Annotated in this window: 17 protein-coding genes; 6 read left to right on the top strand and 11 right to left on the bottom strand. The window is 35.3% G+C overall.

What is annotated here, in order from left to right:
* The first annotated feature begins 98 nt into the window (after positions 1-98).
* Positions 99-275 carry a hypothetical protein gene (locus ACZZZC_RS10330; RefSeq protein WP_463485869.1) on the top strand — a complete coding sequence of 59 codons (177 nt, stop codon included), beginning with the start codon at positions 99-101 and terminating at the stop codon, positions 273-275.
* Positions 276-452: 177 nt separating this feature from the next.
* Here ACZZZC_RS10330 and ACZZZC_RS10325 read toward each other — a convergent pair whose 3' ends face one another.
* On the bottom strand, positions 453-1,313 hold the full coding sequence (locus tag ACZZZC_RS10325; protein ID WP_463485868.1) for a ferritin-like domain-containing protein: 861 nt from the start codon (positions 1,311-1,313) through the stop codon (positions 453-455).
* Positions 1,314-1,330: 17 nt separating this feature from the next.
* The gene (locus ACZZZC_RS10320; protein WP_265800293.1) at positions 1,331-2,053 is read right to left on the bottom strand and encodes a ferritin-like domain-containing protein; all 723 of its coding nucleotides are present in this window, start codon (positions 2,051-2,053) and stop codon (positions 1,331-1,333) included.
* Positions 2,054-2,176: 123 nt separating this feature from the next.
* Here ACZZZC_RS10320 and ACZZZC_RS10315 point away from each other — a divergent pair, with 123 nt between their 5' ends.
* From ACZZZC_RS10315 to ACZZZC_RS10295, 5 genes are all read left to right on the top strand, one after another.
* Complete coding sequence (locus tag ACZZZC_RS10315) at positions 2,177-2,962, top strand: LytR/AlgR family response regulator transcription factor (RefSeq protein ID WP_463485867.1); 786 nt, start codon at positions 2,177-2,179, stop codon at positions 2,960-2,962.
* Between the two features lie 94 nt (positions 2,963-3,056).
* A complete protein-coding gene (locus tag ACZZZC_RS10310) occupies positions 3,057-5,957 on the top strand; it encodes a sensor histidine kinase (RefSeq protein WP_463487116.1) in 2,901 nt (966 codons plus the stop codon).
* A 251-nt stretch (positions 5,958-6,208) separates the two neighbouring features.
* Positions 6,209-6,775, top strand: a complete 567-nt coding sequence (gene scpB / locus ACZZZC_RS10305) for an SMC-Scp complex subunit ScpB (RefSeq protein ID WP_463485865.1) — start codon at positions 6,209-6,211, stop codon at positions 6,773-6,775.
* An 88-nt stretch (positions 6,776-6,863) separates the two neighbouring features.
* Positions 6,864-7,055 carry a hypothetical protein gene (locus ACZZZC_RS10300; protein ID WP_463487115.1) on the top strand — a complete coding sequence of 64 codons (192 nt, stop codon included), beginning with the start codon at positions 6,864-6,866 and terminating at the stop codon, positions 7,053-7,055.
* 73 nt (positions 7,056-7,128) lie between these two features.
* Positions 7,129-8,247, top strand: coding sequence for a GNAT family N-acetyltransferase (locus ACZZZC_RS10295; protein ID WP_463485863.1), 1,119 nt, complete (start codon positions 7,129-7,131; stop codon positions 8,245-8,247).
* Positions 8,248-8,374: 127 nt separating this feature from the next.
* Here ACZZZC_RS10295 and ACZZZC_RS10290 read toward each other — a convergent pair whose 3' ends face one another.
* The 9 genes from ACZZZC_RS10290 to ACZZZC_RS10250 all read right to left on the bottom strand — a co-directional run bounded on the left by ACZZZC_RS10290 (position 8,375) and on the right by ACZZZC_RS10250 (position 16,667).
* A complete protein-coding gene (locus ACZZZC_RS10290) occupies positions 8,375-8,695 on the bottom strand; it encodes a helix-turn-helix domain-containing protein (RefSeq protein WP_463485862.1) in 321 nt (106 codons plus the stop codon).
* Between the two features lie 14 nt (positions 8,696-8,709).
* Positions 8,710-10,062 (bottom strand): UDP-N-acetylmuramate--L-alanine ligase, encoded by a 1,353-nt coding sequence (locus tag ACZZZC_RS10285; RefSeq protein ID WP_463485861.1) that lies wholly within the window; start codon positions 10,060-10,062, stop codon positions 8,710-8,712.
* Between the two features lie 115 nt (positions 10,063-10,177).
* Positions 10,178-11,017 (bottom strand): 50S ribosomal protein L11 methyltransferase, encoded by an 840-nt coding sequence (prmA, locus tag ACZZZC_RS10280; protein ID WP_463485860.1) that lies wholly within the window; start codon positions 11,015-11,017, stop codon positions 10,178-10,180.
* Complete coding sequence (tpiA, locus tag ACZZZC_RS10275; RefSeq protein ID WP_463487114.1) at positions 11,018-11,779, bottom strand: triose-phosphate isomerase; 762 nt, start codon at positions 11,777-11,779, stop codon at positions 11,018-11,020. It abuts the gene before it with no gap.
* A gap of 51 nt (positions 11,780-11,830) precedes the next feature.
* Complete coding sequence (locus ACZZZC_RS10270) at positions 11,831-13,003, bottom strand: putative sugar nucleotidyl transferase (RefSeq protein ID WP_463485858.1); 1,173 nt, start codon at positions 13,001-13,003, stop codon at positions 11,831-11,833.
* Between the two features lie 72 nt (positions 13,004-13,075).
* Positions 13,076-13,324 carry a type B 50S ribosomal protein L31 gene (locus ACZZZC_RS10265; RefSeq protein WP_025142617.1) on the bottom strand — a complete coding sequence of 83 codons (249 nt, stop codon included), beginning with the start codon at positions 13,322-13,324 and terminating at the stop codon, positions 13,076-13,078.
* A 165-nt stretch (positions 13,325-13,489) separates the two neighbouring features.
* Positions 13,490-14,122 (bottom strand): hypothetical protein, encoded by a 633-nt coding sequence (locus ACZZZC_RS10260; RefSeq protein WP_463485857.1) that lies wholly within the window; start codon positions 14,120-14,122, stop codon positions 13,490-13,492.
* Between the two features lie 87 nt (positions 14,123-14,209).
* A complete protein-coding gene (locus ACZZZC_RS10255) occupies positions 14,210-14,875 on the bottom strand; it encodes a response regulator (RefSeq protein ID WP_463485856.1) in 666 nt (221 codons plus the stop codon).
* A 37-nt stretch (positions 14,876-14,912) separates the two neighbouring features.
* Complete coding sequence (locus ACZZZC_RS10250; RefSeq protein WP_463485855.1) at positions 14,913-16,667, bottom strand: tetratricopeptide repeat-containing sensor histidine kinase; 1,755 nt, start codon at positions 16,665-16,667, stop codon at positions 14,913-14,915.
* Between the last annotated feature and the right edge of the window lie 45 nt (positions 16,668-16,712).

Raw genomic sequence — 16,712 nt, 5'->3', positions numbered from 1 at the left:
TAGATCAGTAATTGCGAAGCTAGACTTTAGGAAACTAAAGCAAATTGATTTTATAGATTGAATAGTGAACTATGCAATCAAATACCAAATTTACTTAAATGACAAACAAAGCTTTCATAAAAATGGAGGCTTTTATTTTGCTCCATGCTGAACAGGTTAAGTGGAAGCGTACTGACGAGAGTTTTTTAAACCTGATTGGAATGGAAATCCTTTTTTGTTGTACTCTGAGCGCAGCGAAGGACAGCCAAAAAGATTGTAATGCAAAGCAGGACTAACTTAAATTGGAAAAACAGAACCCTGATTTTCCAATTTAAAATTTGAGGAAGACTTTGATCTTATCATCCTTAAATCCTCAAGAATCCTGATCAAAAATAAAGGGAAACAGAACTCAGTTCTGCCTCCCTACCTTAAACTAAACATTACCTAATCAATAATGTAAATTCTATTTTGGCTTAGGTTAATTTCGAACCTGTTCTAAGGAACAAGTTTGCAATTGTTTTAACTTCAGCACCTGTTAAAAACTCATCGAAAGATTCTGCTGCTGCAGCTCTAGTAACAGCAGTTCCATTAATACCTGTAATTTCGATGTTAGCTTGAACTGTGTTATTTTCACGAGCATAAACCGGATCTACTTGAGGAACACCAGTATCGTTTGAGACACCGTTAGCACCTAAACCTACCCATGGTTTCAACGGAACATTTAAAAACGCTGCTGTCATCTGGCGTAAGTGAGAAGCGTGACGAGCCTCTACTGAGTGAATTTGTAATGCAGTTGTTAACACTGGCATACCTTTCAAAACCGGCGCCTGACCTTTGTAAGCTCTTACACCTGTATCTTCGAAAGCTGTGGCAACTTTTAAGAATGTTCCATAATTTGTGAAAACATCACCGAAAGTATTTCCAGCTGTAAAATCAAAGTTAGCTTCTGTTAAGGCGATAGGCGTACCTCCAGCCCCTGTAATAGCACTTCTCAATAAGTTTACGTGAGCTAACTCATGAGCACGAATAGTAGTGATTGCTCCTGTTGCAGCACCTGCTGGGATTAACCCTGTGCTTAACAAAGCTCTGTTATAAAAATTATATTCTAAATGCTCTAAAGCCAAAGCAAAGTTTAATACTTCTGTAACATTTGCTGGGTTCGATTGACCATAAGCTTTTTGAAACATAGAACCTAAAGCCAATGGTAAAGCTGCCAAAGAAATTTTCTTTCCAACGTTGAAGAAACTCTTCATTGCTGCTCTACGTGGATTTAATCTTTCATAGATCTCTCCATCAACTTTTTCAATTTCGTCTAATATATTTATGATATTCATGATTTCTGAGTTTAAGATTATAGGTTGATAACGTTAATTTTTGTTTTAATGAATGGAGCAGCTAATGGCAATACTTTATCTGGAGTTAATGCTCCATCTAATCCGTTTGCATCTACAGCGCCGAATGCGGTTAATGTACCTAAATCAGCAAACGTACCGTTAGAAATCTGATCTCTTACGTATGCCGCGTGGCGAGCTTCAACCGAAACAATCTGACCAGCGATTACCAAGAAACCAGTATCTTTTAATCTTACTCCAGCACCGTTATATGCTGCTACGCCTAAATCTTCAAATGTTTTTGCTGTAGCTAAAACGCTAGCACCACTTGTAAAATCTACTGCTGAGAAGTTTACTTCTAAACTACCAATTGCCGCTGTACTTAATGCTTTTTTAAAGAATTCTCTGTGTGCAATTTCATGGAATTGTACATCTTGAAAATATGCTTTCTGTGCTGCAGTAAAACCTGATGGATTTGAGTTAGCAACCTGGATGTAAAACGCAGCCTCTAATTGCTCTAAAGCGTAAGCATAATTTAATACACCAAAATCATCTTTAAAATCAAGGGTTACACCTGCTACAGGATCGGTGTAGTTACGGTCTTTTCTACAGCCAGCAGCTACTAAAGCTAAGGCTGCTGCACTTGCACCAGCATATTGAAGGAAACCTCTCCTACCAACAGTGCTTTTTAATAAACTTTCCTCTTGAAGTTCACTTTTTGTTTCTAGTTCATTGTTTTTCATAGTGACTATGTTTAGGGTTTTTTAAATTCGTTGATGATACATACGTGACAATTCTATCCTCGGTTTTTTGTTTTTACATTTTTTTTTATTGATCGATTTTGATACATTCACAAACCTATAATTATGACAGTACTAAAAGCCATTATTGTTGATGATGAGGAGTTTGCACGTTCTTCACTGTTTTTTTTGCTTCAGCAAAATTGTGCCGAGGTAGAAATTACCGGGATAGCCAGATCTGTAGCCGAAGCACAGGATATTTTGGCAAGTCATAATATCGATCTCATTTTTCTCGATATCGCCATGCCAGGTGGCAACGGTTTCGATTTAATACCCGCTGCACAAAAGCAAAATGCTGCTGTTATTTTTACTACCGCATACGATCAGTATGCTTTAAAAGCTATTAAGGCGAATGCCCTTGATTATTTGTTAAAGCCTATAGATATCGACGAACTTAAGACTGCCGTTGATAAGGTATCGCAACACATTAAGCTTTTTAAAAATCGAAATGAAAATGATGAACGAATTAATAATCTGGCTTCTACCTTAACTTCCAGATCGGACATTAGAAAACTTACCCTCCCTTATGGGCAGGGCTTTAAAATGATAGATGTAGATGATATTATTTACATTGAGGCCGATAGCAATTATTCTATCGTTCATTTAAGCAATCAAGAAAAAATTACTGTTTCGAAGGTATTGAGAGAATTCGAAGAATTGTTACCAACCGAACAATTTGTTAGGGTCCATAAATCGAACATTATCAATTTAAATCACTTAAAAGAATACAATTCGAAAAATGGTTTGCAGGTTTTTTTAAAAAATGGCGAAAGTATTAATATCTCCAGAAGAAGGGCGAGCGATTTTTTTGATAAGATAAAATCATTTACAAAAGCTGGAAGTGATCACTAAATCAACTAAAATAGCATCTAATCTAGTCTCAAAGGCTTTATTTCTTATCTTTAGGAAAGGTTTTTCAATTACCTTTTTACTTCTGATTTTCTTGTTGATCAAAGAATCAAATGCTGTGGCACAAATGACCTATCTGCCACATTATACCTCTAAAAATGGTTTAGCTAGCAACAATTGTTATTATATTTTGCAAGATCAAAAGGGCTTTATCTGGATAGCAACCGATAATGGAATCAGCCGTTTCGATGGTACAAACTTTCAAAATTTTACCATTGAAGATGGTTTGCCCGACACGCAAATCCTTCAAATGAAAGAAGATCAATTTGGAAGAATTTGGTTTTTTGCATTAAATGGGCAATTAAGTTATCTGCAAGACGGCAAATTTTATAACCAGGATAACAGTCAATTATTAAAGCGACTTAGCCTAAACACTGTTATTGTTTCTTTTTTGATGGATAAGCAAGGAAGAATTTGGTTAGGTACAAACTCAAATTTAATTGTTTGTTGGGATGGAAAACGAATTAGAAAATATGTTTCGCCAAATCCGAAAGATAAATTCATCAACGCGTTTATTCACGAAGACGAAAATGGCGACATCTATTCGTATAGCGATTTAAGTGTTCAGAAATTTAATGGCACTACTTTTTCGATCTTGAAATCTAATGTTCAGCCGCTTTCTTACATGACAGCGACCAACACTAAATCAAAGTCGTTAATTTATCTGGATAAAAGTGGGCTAAGAGAATTGAGCAAAGGGAATATCAATAGCTTAATTTCCATTCCCCAAAACCTGATAAAAAACATGTCTGGTTATTTCTACTATGATAGCGCAGCTAAAGAAGTTTGGATTGCCAATGCGAATGGTTCGTTTGCGTTAGATAAAAATGGAAAAACAGTTCAGTATCTTCAGGATATTCCTGTAAACCAGGTAATAAAAGATAGCAACAAGAATATGTGGTTTGCCACCAATGTTGGAATTTATATGTTACCCAATGCAAGCAATCGTTTATCGATTATTGATGCAGAATCGGGTTTGAGCAGTAATGTCATTAAAAGCATTACCAAAGATGGTAAAAACAGACTTTGGCTAGGGACGGATGATGCTGTTATTGATGTTTTGACTATCGATAACTATCAGGTAAATGAAATTGGATTAGATGATTTTAAGAAATACAAAACCATAAAGCAACTAAACTTCGACCCAAAAAATCAATCGATATATTTTTCTTCAGATTATGGAATGGGTGTTTTCAAAAATATCTACAGCACCACAAATGAAGTAAACTATTTAAAGGAAGCTAATAATTCCATGTTTGTAATTAAACATTTTAGCGTTGATGAAAAGAGCAATCGTTTAGCCCTGGCACTTTCTTCTGGGGTTGTTTTTTTATCTGACAGAATAAACAACTTTGAATTCAATTCCCTGAAATATCGAGAGAAGGAAGATTTCTTTAAAGATCGCTCTTACCATGTGTTTTACGATCGGACAGGTAATTTGTGGTTTTCAAATATTAATGGTTTATCTCAGTTTGTAAACGGAAAACTCATTAAGCATTTTGAAAAACACACCTTACTCACTAAAAGAATAAATGATATTCAACAATTAGCTGATGGGACATTGATTTTGGCTACAGACGGATATGGATTGCTTTTTTACAAAAATGACCAAATTGTAAAACAGATCACTCAAAAAGATGGCTTAACCAATAATATCTGTACTAAAATATTCGTTAAAAATAACGAGATATGGGTGCTCACCAACAAGGGCGTTAATAAAATTGCCAATTATCCGCAAAAACTTAGCGTTGCCAATTTCGATTATGGAAAAGATTTATTAAGTGATGATATCAACAGTTTATTTATTGATGACAGCACGGCCTATTTCGCTACCAATAAAGGGCTGATTCTTTTTAAGTACAACAATAAAAACATCAGCAGAAATTTACCGAAGGTTTATGTAACCTCTATCATCAAAGACAAGGATAGATTGCCCGTAAATCAAAAAAACTTCACCTTCGAAACAGGAAATAATACCATCCTATTCACTTTTAGCGCAGTAGATTTTACCACCAGTGACATTACTTATCGTTATCGGCTAAGTGAAAATTCTGCCTGGGTAGAAACCAGAACCCGCCGTTTAGATTTTTCATCGCTTCAATCCGGAGAATATAATTTCGAAGTTTCGGCCAAAAGCCAAAACGGAAATTGGGGACCATCCGCAAAAATTTCATTTACCATTACCAAACATTTTTGGCAAAGCTTATGGTTTTTATCCATCTTAATCCTTTTGGTGGCCTACATTTTTTACAAAGTTGCGGTGTACATCACCAGAAAACAAAAGGATAAGGAACAAGAGCAGCTTTTGCTAAAAAACAAGGTGTTAATGTTAGAGCAGCAGGCTTTACAGGCAATGATGAATCCACATTTTGTATTCAATGTGATGAATTCTATACAGCATTATATTAATACGCAGAACACAGCATCAGCTAATCGGGTATTAACTGGGTTTGCTCGGTTAATAAGAAAAAACCTGGAAATTTGTACCAAAAGCTATATCTCTCTGGAAGAAGAACTTGAATATTTGAATTTGTATTTAAAGCTCGAGAAAAATAGATTCGGAGATAAGTTACAATACTCCTTTTCAATTGATGATCAAATAGATAAGGAAGAAACTTTAATCCCATCGATGTTATTACAGCCTTACGTAGAAAATGCAATTTGGCATGGCATTATGCCGAAAGAAACGGGTGGCGAAATACAAATCAATATTAAAATTGATGTTCCAGAGTATTTAAACATCGAAATAATTGATGATGGTGTTGGTATTGACAATTCTTTGAAGGAGAAAAAGGAAACGCACATTAGCAAAGGCATGCAGCTTACCAAAGAAAGATTGCATTTGTTAGGACAGATTGCAGCAAAACCTATACACCTCAGTGTTAAACAAAAGGGCACAAATGGTACAATCGTATCTATATCTATACCGTTAAAATAGATTTTTTACCGTTTACTCAATTATTAATACCACTCACTAAATAGAACTTACACCGAATCTCGTTTAGCCTTAAACTTGTGTTAGAAATAAACGATAGTGTTTATCAAAACGTTCTTATAGAATTGATATAGATATTTAATAACCTAACCTAAAACTATATCTTAATTCAGGTTTCATTTGTGTGTTGAAAGCGGTCTTGTTTTTAAAAAGCGAGACCGCTTTTTTTATGTCCAAAAATTATATTTTTGTATATGTTCCAAACCAATATTACCAGGCACATAGAAGCGCTCATATTCTCTTCTGTTCAAAGCATTAGCGTTCAAGAAATCATCTTAGCTTTAAATGCGGTTTTCGAAGCAGAGTTTATTGAAACACAAATTTTTGAAAGCTTAGATCTTATTCAAGAAAAGTATAAACATGATGATTTCGCAATCGAATTGGTAAACCTGAATAACGGATATCAGTTTCTAACAAAAAAGGATTACCATGAAACGGTAAATCAACTTCAATTGCATCGCTCAAAGAAAAAGCTGAGTCAGGCTGCTATGGAAACCTTAGCCATTATCGCATACCGCCAGCCGATTACTAAATTAGAAATTGAACAAATTAGAGGTGTAAATTCTGATTATTCTGTTCAGCGATTGCTGGAAAAAGAACTTATAAGTATTGATGGTAAAGCCGAAACTCCAGGCAGACCTATTCTTTACAGCACTAGCAATATTTTTATGGATTATTTTGGTTTAAACAATTTAAACCAGCTTCCACAGCTAAAAGATATTACGAAGGAGGAAAATACGGTAGGTGAAAATGCAGAATAGCAGAAATTAATTTATTTGTTTTCAGGTTGTTATTAGAAAAAGTTTTTTTGTATTTTTAAAGTAGAAAAGCAATTTTTATTTTTGTGATATGAAAGCGCCAAAGAAACTCCCTACTAAGCCGACTACCAAAAAACAGGTAGATGAAGACGATGATCTTGAAGATGACGATATTCAAACCACGAGAAAAAACCCTCAAGATGAAGATGAAGACGATTTTGATTTGCCATTGGATGACCTTGATAATTTCGACAACTTCGACGATGATGATGACGATTACTAATCATTAAAAAACTATATATTTGAAAAAGCATCCTGCCATTAGGCTGGGTGCTTTTTAATTTTAAAATCTGCCCATGCAAATTATATCAGTAAGCAATTCATCACTAAAAAAAGACTTCTTAACGGTTCCAAAAATCCTGTATAAAAACGATAAAAACTTCATTTGTCCTTTAGATAGTGAAGTTGAAAATGTTTTTAACCCAGAGAAGAATAATTTTTTCAGTCATGGAAAATGTAACCGTTGGGTTTTAAAAGATGATGCGGGAAATTTAATTGGTCGGGTTGCTGCTTTTATTAACGAAAAAAAAGCATTTAATTACGATCAACCAACCGGCGGAATGGGCTTTTTTGAATGCATTGAAGATGAAAATGCTGCTTTTTTACTCTTTGATACCGCAAAGGAATGGCTTATCGAAAATGGAATGAAAGCAATGGATGGCCCCATCAACTTTGGCGAAAATGATTCATTTTGGGGTTTGTTAGTGGAAGGTTTCACTCCTCCATCATTTGGAATGAATTACAATTTTCCATACTACCAGAATTTTTTTGATGCTTACGGATTCGTAACCGAATATGAACAGTTAACCAACCATATCAATTTAACCATTCCTTTTCCAGAGCGATTTACCAAGATAGCCAATTGGGTAAGGAACAAGCCTGGCTACACTTTCGAATATTTTAGCAAAGCAAACGCTGAAAAATACATTGCGGATTTGATGGAAATTTACAATGATGGCTGGCAGGATTTCGAAAACTTCGTTCCGATAAAAAAGGAAACTCTCGAAGAAAGCTTTAAAAGTATGGAACCCATTATGGATGAGCATTTGATTCAATTTGCTTATTTTAATGGTGAGCCTGCTTCATTTGTGGTTTTAATTCCTGATGCTAACCAGATGATTAAAGGTTTTAATGGAAAGCTTGGTTTATTAGAGAAGCTTAAATTTGCTTATCGCCGATGGGTGGGTGTTACACGTATGAGAGCAATTGTAATGGGTACAAAACCAAAATTCCAGAAACATGGCTTAGAATCGGTTCTCTTTATCAGGCTAGGTGAATATGTGTTGCCAAAAAATCAATACAAAGAACTGGAATTGAGTTGGGTTGGCGATTTTAACGAGCAAATGATTGCCATACATAAAGCTACTGGCGCTACATTTGGTAAGAAGCATTTAACGATGAGGAAAGTGTTTTAGGAAGATAAGAGAATACTGCGCAAGTAATAAAGCAATCGTCAATGCGAGGCACGAAGCAACCTTAATGCTTAGGGTTGAATTATATAGCGATCGTTGTAGGATTGCTTCGTGCCTCGCAATGACGTGATTAAATTCCCAATTTATCATAAAGATCAATAACCTTCTTTCTAAGTTTATTGATCTCTTCATCTTTTTCCAGAAGTTGTTCTTTAAGTTCAATTAAATCTTCCGATGAATTTGATGACTCCTTTTCTCCGGTTATTAATTTAATTATTGATACCTCAAATACTTTAGAAATTTGCAATAAACGTGAGATATTCAAATCTGTTTGTCCGGTTTCTATTTTACAAAATGCGGGTGTAGAAATATTAAGCATCTTCGCAGCTTCAGCTTGATTTAAACCTAGTGCTACCCTACTCTGCCTAATACGATCTCCTAGAACCTTCATTTAAAGATTAATTATTATTTTGGTAAAGCCGCAGCTAATTCAGGCAAATCAAAGCCTGCATAGTTTCCAGAACTCATCATTAAAAGATTTGCATTCTTATAGTTCAAGCTTAACAAATAGGCTTTCAATTGAGCTGCATCGTTAAAGAATTTTAGCTTCGGATTAGCAAAAGCCTGTTGAACATCTTCTTCTGAAAATGGCTCCATTCTTTTTTGCTCAAAACTTTTAAGATCGATAAATACGATTGCTTCATCAGCTTTGTCCATTGCGCCAGCGTATTCCTTTAAAAAATCCTTATTCAAGCTGCTAAAAGTGTGCAATTCGATACAAGCGATCAGCTTTCGATCTGTAAACTGTGCTTTAACAGCCTCAATCGTAGCTTTCAGTTTAGATGGAGAATGGGCAAAATCCTTATAAACGTTGGTAGAGTCATCAGCTGAGATTACTTCTAGACGCTTTGCAGCGCCGGTAAATGAGGCAATTGCAGTATCAAAATCTTTTTGACTTATATCTAACTGCTCACAAACTAATTTAGCTGCATTTAAATTCATTAGGTTATGGTCGCCAAATATTTTTAAAGCAGTTCTCTCTGGCAATAAGTAGGTTATACCATTTTTAATGTCGTGTTCAGGAATTGCATAACCTACCTTGTGAATCTTTGCTTTTGATTTTAAAGCAATTTCATTTAAATCTTGGTCTGCTTCACAATATATCAGTGTCCCATTTTCCTCTATGGTATCGATAAACTTATCGAACTGCAAAGTATAATCTGCATAAGTAGGAAAAACATTGATATGATCCCAGGCGATGCCACTGATCACTGCTACATTTGCTTTGTAAAGATGAAATTTTGGCCTTCTATCAATCGGTGACGATAAATACTCATCGCCTTCGATAATCATAACTGGTGCCGCATCTGTAATTTTTACCATGGTTTCGAAACCAGCGAGTTGTGCCCCAACCAAATAATCAAAATCACGATTGTAATGATTGAGCACATGTAAAATCATACTTGTGATGGTAGTTTTACCATGACTGCCGCCAATTACTACACGCAATTTGTTTTTACTTTGCTCATAAACGTATTCTGGATAAGAATAAATTTTAATACCCAGTTCTTGCGCTTTAATTAGCTCAGGATTGTCAATACGAGCATGCATACCCAAAATAACGGCTTCAAGATCAGTAGAAATACGATTTTCATCCCATCCCATTTGTGCCGGCAATAAACCATATTTTTCCAAACGAGATTTTGCTGGTTCAAAAATCACATCATCAGAACCTGAAATTTGATAACCTTTTTTATGAAGTGTAATGGCCAGGTTGTGCATTGCACTTCCGCCAATTGCAATAAAATGTATACGCATATTTTTTTTCGATTAAAGATAAAAGAGCAATGATTAAAGGTTTAGTAGCCTAATGTTAACCATTTTAGCTTTGTTATTTTATTCTTTGCTCTTTTATCCTTGCTCTTTGCTCCATTTATTTTTTCTCAAACTGGGCAGCAACCCAATCACCATTTTGTTTGTGATCGAGGTATTGAATACCATATTTAGCACACTCGGCAGTGATCATTCCTAAATCGGGATCTAAATAAAAACCACTGAAAAAGATTTTTCCACCTGACTTTAGCACCTCTGCATAACGATGAATTTGATCAAGCAAAATATTCCTGTTGATGTTGGCAAAAATCACATCATATTCTTCGTTTGGAATAGCTTCTTTACTTCCACAAAGCGCTTTTAGATTGGAGATGTTATTTAACGCCGCATTTTCGATGGCACTTTCGTAACATACGTTATCATAATCTATCGCTACCAAATTCTTTGCACCAAGTTTAGCGGCAAGAATTGCGAGGATTGCGGTTCCACAACCCATATCTAAAACAGTTTTATCTTTTAAATCTGCGGCTAGAATATACTGCATCATCATTGATGTAGTTTGATGGTGACCTGTTCCGAAAGACATTTTCGGATCGATCACAATCTCATAAGGATAAGATGGTTGCGGCTCATGAAAAGTTGCTCTCACGTAACATACATCATCAATAATCAACGGATTGAAATTCTTTTCCCACTCGGCATTCCAGTTTTCATCGGCAACATCTTCCAAAGTATAATTTGTTGCAAAATCATCGGTATAATGAGCAAGCAAATCTTTCAATGCCTGCTCACTGAAATTATCTTTCATTACAAAAGCAGTGAACCCATTCTCACTATCCTCAAATGTATCGAAACCTAAATCAGCAAGATCACTGATGAGTAGATCCTGCTGAAAGTCTTCGATATTTTCGAATTTAAATATTGCTTTTACGTATTGCATTTAGCTATTTAATGCTTTAATAATATCTGTGAAATCACGAGATTTTAATGATGCGCCACCAATTAAACCACCATCAATATCTTTTTGAGCGAATAAACTTGCCGCATTGCCTGGATTACAACTACCGCCGTAAAGAATTGTAGTATCATCTGCAATATTGAAACCATAGTTAGCCTCTATTTCAGAACGGATGAATGCGTGAATATCTTGTGCTTGTTCTGGCGAAGCGGTTAAACCTGTACCAATCGCCCAAACTGGTTCGTAAGCAATTACGATTTTGGAAAAATTAGTATTGCTTAAACTGAAAACACCTTCAACTAATTGCTTCTTCAATACTTCATAATAGCTTCCGTTTTCACGTTCGTCTAATGTTTCGCCGATGCAGAAAATTGGTGTTAATCCATGAGCCAAAGCAGTTTTGGTTTTTGCAGCCAAGAGCTCATCACTTTCAGCCTGATATTGTCTGCGCTCTGAGTGACCTAAAATTACATACTCCACGCCAACAGATTTGATCATCTTTGCAGAAATTTCGCCTGTGTAAGCGCCGCTTTCTTTATCGTGAATGTTTTGAGCTCCTATTTTAACATCATTTCCACCCAACTTGGCCAAACTATTTAAATGAATAAAAGGAGCACAAATAACAGCTAATTGATTACCCTTACGTTCATCCTTAATCATATTTACAATCTCACTGAATAACGAAATACCTTCATTATAATCTAAATTCATTTTCCAGTTACCGGCTACTATTTGTTTTCTCATTGTGTTTTATTTTGTTAATTTCATGATTTCTATTGAAATCATGGTTAAATATTAAAAGTATCTGTGAGGAGCTGTTAATTCAAAAACCTTTGTTAGGATATCTTTTTCTGTATCGTCGAAAATAATATTTTTTCTTGCGAATACTTTCTCCGTTGTTTCGAACATTTTATTCAGTTTGTAATCCAAAAAGCCATCTGCACCGCCCCAGCTAAAATCTGGAATATGATTTGGAGGCAAGCCACCACCAAAAATATTTGCGCTTACGCCTACAATACTGCCTGTATTAAACATCGTGTTAATGCCCGATTTAGCATGATCGGCCATAATTAAGCCACAGAACTGTAAATTGGTATTACGCATTTTTTTAGTTTCGTAATCGTAAAGCTTTACTTCGGCATAATTGTTCTTCAAATTCGAGTTATTGGTATCGGCACCAATGTTAACCCATTCACCAAGTACCGAGTTGCCCAAATATCCATCATGTCCTTTCGCAGAATTGCCCCAAATTACCGAATTATTAATTTCGCCACCTGCACGGCTATTTGGCCCAATGGTAGTACCTGAATAAATCTTCGCCCCCATTTTAATTGATGAATTTTCGCAAAGCGCAAAAGATCCCCGTATTAAACTGCCTTCCCAAATCTCAGCATTTTTCCCAACATAAATTGGTCCGTAGCCAGTATTTAAAACGCTGCATTCGGCTTTCGCACCTTCTTCAAAAAAGATATCATCGCCCAACAATTGATTCGTATTGCTGATTTTTGCAGAAGTACGTCCTTTGGTTAATAATTCGAAATCTTTTCTAATTTCAGCTGGATTATTTGCGAAAATATTCTCCGGATAAGTTATTTTAACGAACTCAAACTCATAATTTATGGGCTTTAATTGCTGTTCAGCTTGCTTATAAGTCAGTTCTTCATTGCAGTTGAAAGCAATAATAACACCTTTGGCTACGAGCAATTCTCCTTCTTTAAGTCCTGAAATTGCATCGAGCAAATTTTGATCAGGACAAATTGAGCCGTTTATAAAAAGACTAGCGTTTTTCTTGACTGCATATTTTATAGAAAGATATTCTTGAGTTTGGAAACCGAAGTCGGCATTTAAGTATTTCGCCCATTTTTCTGCAATTGTTAAAATACCAATTCGCAAATCAGCAACGGGCCTGGTAAACGTAAGCGGACGGAGAGACGCCCAGCAAGCATCATCAAATAAATTGATTGTCATAAGCAACAAAAATAAAAAAAGTCCCGATGCTTTTGGCAAAGGGACTTTAAAAAATGCTTTTTACAGCTAAAATTATTTCTTAGCGTAACGGTTTTTGAATTTATCGATACGTCCTGCAGTATCAACCAATTTCATTTTACCAGTATAAAAAGGGTGTGAAGTATGAGAGATCTCTAATTTATAAAGAGGATACTCATTACCATCTTCCCATTTAATAGTTTCTTTAGTATCTACACAAGATTTTGTTAAGAAAGCATATTCGTTAGACATATCTTTGAAAACAACTGGTCTGTAGCTTGTAGGGTGCAAATCTTTTTTCATTTGAATATTATTTTAAGTTATTTGTGTGAAAGCATCAAGAACATTCTTGCAATTTGCTGGCAACAACGCTTATGATAATTTCTATTAGTCTTTTCTAACCTCTATTTTAGAGGATGCAAATATCCTAATTTTATTTTTGATTTACAAGAGACTTCAAGAAATATTTTAAAACACCGAAATCGATGGCGAAACTTGATCTGTATCAAAAACTACCCTCGCCTCACCTTGTTTAATAAATGTTGTTCCCCCTTTTGAGTTATCAATATTAATTAAGCCATAGCGAATATTTCTGAGTTGTGTTCCATCTTTCTCACCAGAGATAATTATTCCAAATATAGCAGAATCGCTACCACGAACAGATTTAACCTTTCCGTAAACTGTAAAATTGTTTCCATTGCCACTTATTGCCGTAACCAAACTTGTATCTGCACTATTTAATAAAGATTTGCCAATTAGCTTGATGTTATTCTCGCTGTCTTGTGCGAAAAATTTAACTGAGCCATCAACAAACGACATATTGGCGACATCTTGTGTACGGTTACTTTTCAATAGCCGAAGAGGCTTAAACGCATAAGCTCCTTCAAGCATCGGTGGTGTCGTTTCCTGATTAAGTGAAATACCCAGTTTGGTGAGGGTATCCTGGTACTGCACTGGAATAATGTCTGCAATTTTACGCTTCATTTCTTCCTTGTTGATAGTTTCAACTGCATCATCACGCTCTTTCTTTTTACAGGCCACAACGGCTGTGATAAGAAAAATAATTAATAACCACTTTAGGCTTTTCGTAATTGTTTTCATGTTTTCTTAATTTATGTTTAATTCTGATTTGTTAATCAAAATTGAAGCATAAATTATCGCCTGGAAATACCCCAATGAGTGATTTTACTAAAACAATCCCTGTTGTTTAGCCTTTAAAATCGCTTCGGATCTTGAAGCTACATGCAATTTTTTATAGATATGTTTAACATGGGTTCGAACTGTTTCATAACTGATAAAAGCTTTATCAGCGATGCTACGGTAGTGATTTCCTTCCGTCATCAATAAGAGAATTTCCTTTTCACGGGCACTTAAATCAAAGTCGGTTTCTTGTGGCTGCACCAGAATGACGTTCTTACGCACAAAAAATTGCATCACCTTTTGGGCAATTGCTGAAGACATGGAAGCGCCACCATTATAGACCTCCTCAATAGCCTGAAGCTGCTTTGAAGGTGAATCAGTTTTTAAAATGTAGCCTGAAGCCCCAGCGCAAAGTGCATTGAATATCTTATCATTATCATTAAAAACAGTTTGAATTAGCACTTTTACTTCTGGAAATTGTGCTGTGATTATTTTAGTGGCTTCAATGCCTGTCTTTCCAGGCATTTCAATATCCATTAGTACCACATCTGGCCGACTAAAGCGTATATCCGCTTCAATTTGGTTTGCGTTAGGGAATGTGCCCGTGCAAATAAAGCCTGGCGTCCCGTTTATAATAGTCTGTAATGCCTCACGAATGAGTTTATTGTCTTCGAATATCGCTATCTTGATTTCCACAACTTCAGGTTCAGGCATAAATATGAGCAGTTATATATTATAAACGTATCCCCCATTAGGTGATTTTGCAACTTAAATTAATCTCTGTACCCAACCCAATATGACTATAGATATTTAGAACAGCATTGATTTCTTTTGCTCTATTTCTCATATTTGTTAGTCCATTTCCTTTCCGAGCTTCATCAGGTAAAAAACCATTCCCATCATCTTTTAATTGAATATTAATCATTTTATTTTGATGATAAACTTCCACTATAATATGCTTACAGACGCTATATTTCACGGCATTGTTGATACCTTCTTTACATATTAAATAGATATTCTTTCTTTGTTCCATTGATAACTTTAAAACGCCAAGCGATTCTGGAATATTAAAATTTAGCTCAATTTCTTTTACCGCCACCAATTGAGCGGCGAAATCTTTTAGTCTTTCTAAAAGCGAACGAAGGTTATCATCATGTGGATTAACAGCCCAAACAATATCGTTAAGTTTTGAGACCATTTCGCCTGCATTGTCTTTAATAATATCGAGAGAATTGTTAACGGCGACATGCTCCTCGTTTTTAATCTGTTCTTTTGTAATGTAGCTGTACATGGCTATTCCACTTAAGGTAGCACCCACTTCATCGTGTAAATCTTGACTGATTTTGCTTCTCAAATTTGCCAGGCGCAAACGCTGCATTGCATAGTACCGATAAGCAATAAAGGCAATAATGATAGAAAGTAAGGTTAACAACAATACATAAACTCTGGTATTGGCCAAACTCTGCTTATTTTCGACTTTAGCTAGTTCTAAATTGAAAATGAGTTTTTCATTTTTTAACCCTGTTAATAAAAGAGTTTGTATTTGTGTGTTATTTCGGGCGTAAGTAGCCGTTTGTATTTGATTTTTAAGTTCGAGGGTATTAATTAAATCTGCCTGACTATTATATTGTTTGTAAACTTTAATTGCAGTCTCTAAAAACATAAGCGCATAAAAATCATTTAATTGAGGATATCTTTTGAGCAAAGAGAATCCTGTTTTCAAATGATTGAAGGCTATTATTTTTTCATTCGTTCTCGCTGCACAACTCGCTAAACCACTGTAACTATTCAACTCGACATCGAAATCTTGCCCATTCATTGCTGCAATACGTGTTAAATCAAAGTATTTACTTGCACTATCATTGGAATTCTTTTGAATGAAAGCACTACCTAAATTTAGATAGGCTGTGGCGATACCTCGTTTAGCACTTATTTCTTTTGCCTCTTTGAGTGATTCTCGACTGTAATAAACTGCACTATCCAGCTTTTTAAGCTTTTCAAATGCCTCGGCCAAATTGCCATAAACATGGTGAGGTTTCGATAGATCGATATACTTTGATGGATATGGAGGTTGATGAGCAAAATTTAGTGCCCGTTTAAAATATTTAACTGCATTGTTTAGCTTATTGTTATTCATATAAAACAAGCCGATAAAGTTGCAAGCATCGGCCATAAGGATGCTGTCTTTTAATATCGATGCGATGTTTTCGCTCTTAAAAGCTTCTTGCAAGCCTAGTTCATGCAGATTATTGTAATAGTATACTTCTGCTTGCCGGGAAGTTAAGAAATAAGAAAAAAGAGATGGTTTGCGATAGCTAACTTTTAAATAAATTTTATTTAACCATAACTGTGCCGAATCATAATGATCCGAATTCATGTAATTATCAGCATTGTTAAATGCTTTTAAAACGAAATCCTGATCGTTCTTCTCAAGTTCGGAATTCGAATTTCTTTGAGCAAAAACGAAAACAGGAAACAGTAAGATGATCAGGAAACGGCAACTCATTACTTAAAGGTATTAAAATACAAATAATTAGACGATAATAAATTT

The organism is Pedobacter sp. AC212, from assembly GCF_979258625.1.
Note: the sequence above shows the minus strand (reverse complement) of the source record. Positions and strands in the feature narration are given on the sequence as shown.

Excerpts from the sequence above, each read along its gene's own strand:
- scpB (WP_463485865.1), top strand. The coding sequence starts at position 6,209 with ATGTTCCAAACCAATATTACCAGGCACATAGAAGCGCTCATATTCTCT.
- ACZZZC_RS10250 (WP_463485855.1), bottom strand. The coding sequence starts at position 16,667 with ATGAGTTGCCGTTTCCTGATCATCTTACTGTTTCCTGTTTTCGTTTTT.
- ACZZZC_RS10320 (WP_265800293.1), bottom strand. The coding sequence starts at position 2,053 with ATGAAAAACAATGAACTAGAAACAAAAAGTGAACTTCAAGAGGAAAGT.
- ACZZZC_RS10330 (WP_463485869.1), top strand. The coding sequence starts at position 99 with ATGACAAACAAAGCTTTCATAAAAATGGAGGCTTTTATTTTGCTCCAT.
- ACZZZC_RS10290 (WP_463485862.1), bottom strand. The coding sequence starts at position 8,695 with ATGAAGGTTCTAGGAGATCGTATTAGGCAGAGTAGGGTAGCACTAGGT.
- ACZZZC_RS10285 (WP_463485861.1), bottom strand. The coding sequence starts at position 10,062 with ATGCGTATACATTTTATTGCAATTGGCGGAAGTGCAATGCACAACCTG.
- ACZZZC_RS10260 (WP_463485857.1), bottom strand. The coding sequence starts at position 14,122 with ATGAAAACAATTACGAAAAGCCTAAAGTGGTTATTAATTATTTTTCTT.
- ACZZZC_RS10270 (WP_463485858.1), bottom strand. The coding sequence starts at position 13,003 with ATGACAATCAATTTATTTGATGATGCTTGCTGGGCGTCTCTCCGTCCG.
- ACZZZC_RS10315 (WP_463485867.1), top strand. The coding sequence starts at position 2,177 with ATGACAGTACTAAAAGCCATTATTGTTGATGATGAGGAGTTTGCACGT.
- ACZZZC_RS10325 (WP_463485868.1), bottom strand. The coding sequence starts at position 1,313 with ATGAATATCATAAATATATTAGACGAAATTGAAAAAGTTGATGGAGAG.
- ACZZZC_RS10295 (WP_463485863.1), top strand. The coding sequence starts at position 7,129 with ATGCAAATTATATCAGTAAGCAATTCATCACTAAAAAAAGACTTCTTA.
- ACZZZC_RS10255 (WP_463485856.1), bottom strand. The coding sequence starts at position 14,875 with ATGCCTGAACCTGAAGTTGTGGAAATCAAGATAGCGATATTCGAAGAC.
- prmA (WP_463485860.1), bottom strand. The coding sequence starts at position 11,017 with ATGCAATACGTAAAAGCAATATTTAAATTCGAAAATATCGAAGACTTT.
- tpiA (WP_463487114.1), bottom strand. The coding sequence starts at position 11,779 with ATGAGAAAACAAATAGTAGCCGGTAACTGGAAAATGAATTTAGATTAT.
- ACZZZC_RS10300 (WP_463487115.1), top strand. The coding sequence starts at position 6,864 with ATGAAAGCGCCAAAGAAACTCCCTACTAAGCCGACTACCAAAAAACAG.
- ACZZZC_RS10265 (WP_025142617.1), bottom strand. The coding sequence starts at position 13,324 with ATGAAAAAAGATTTGCACCCTACAAGCTACAGACCAGTTGTTTTCAAA.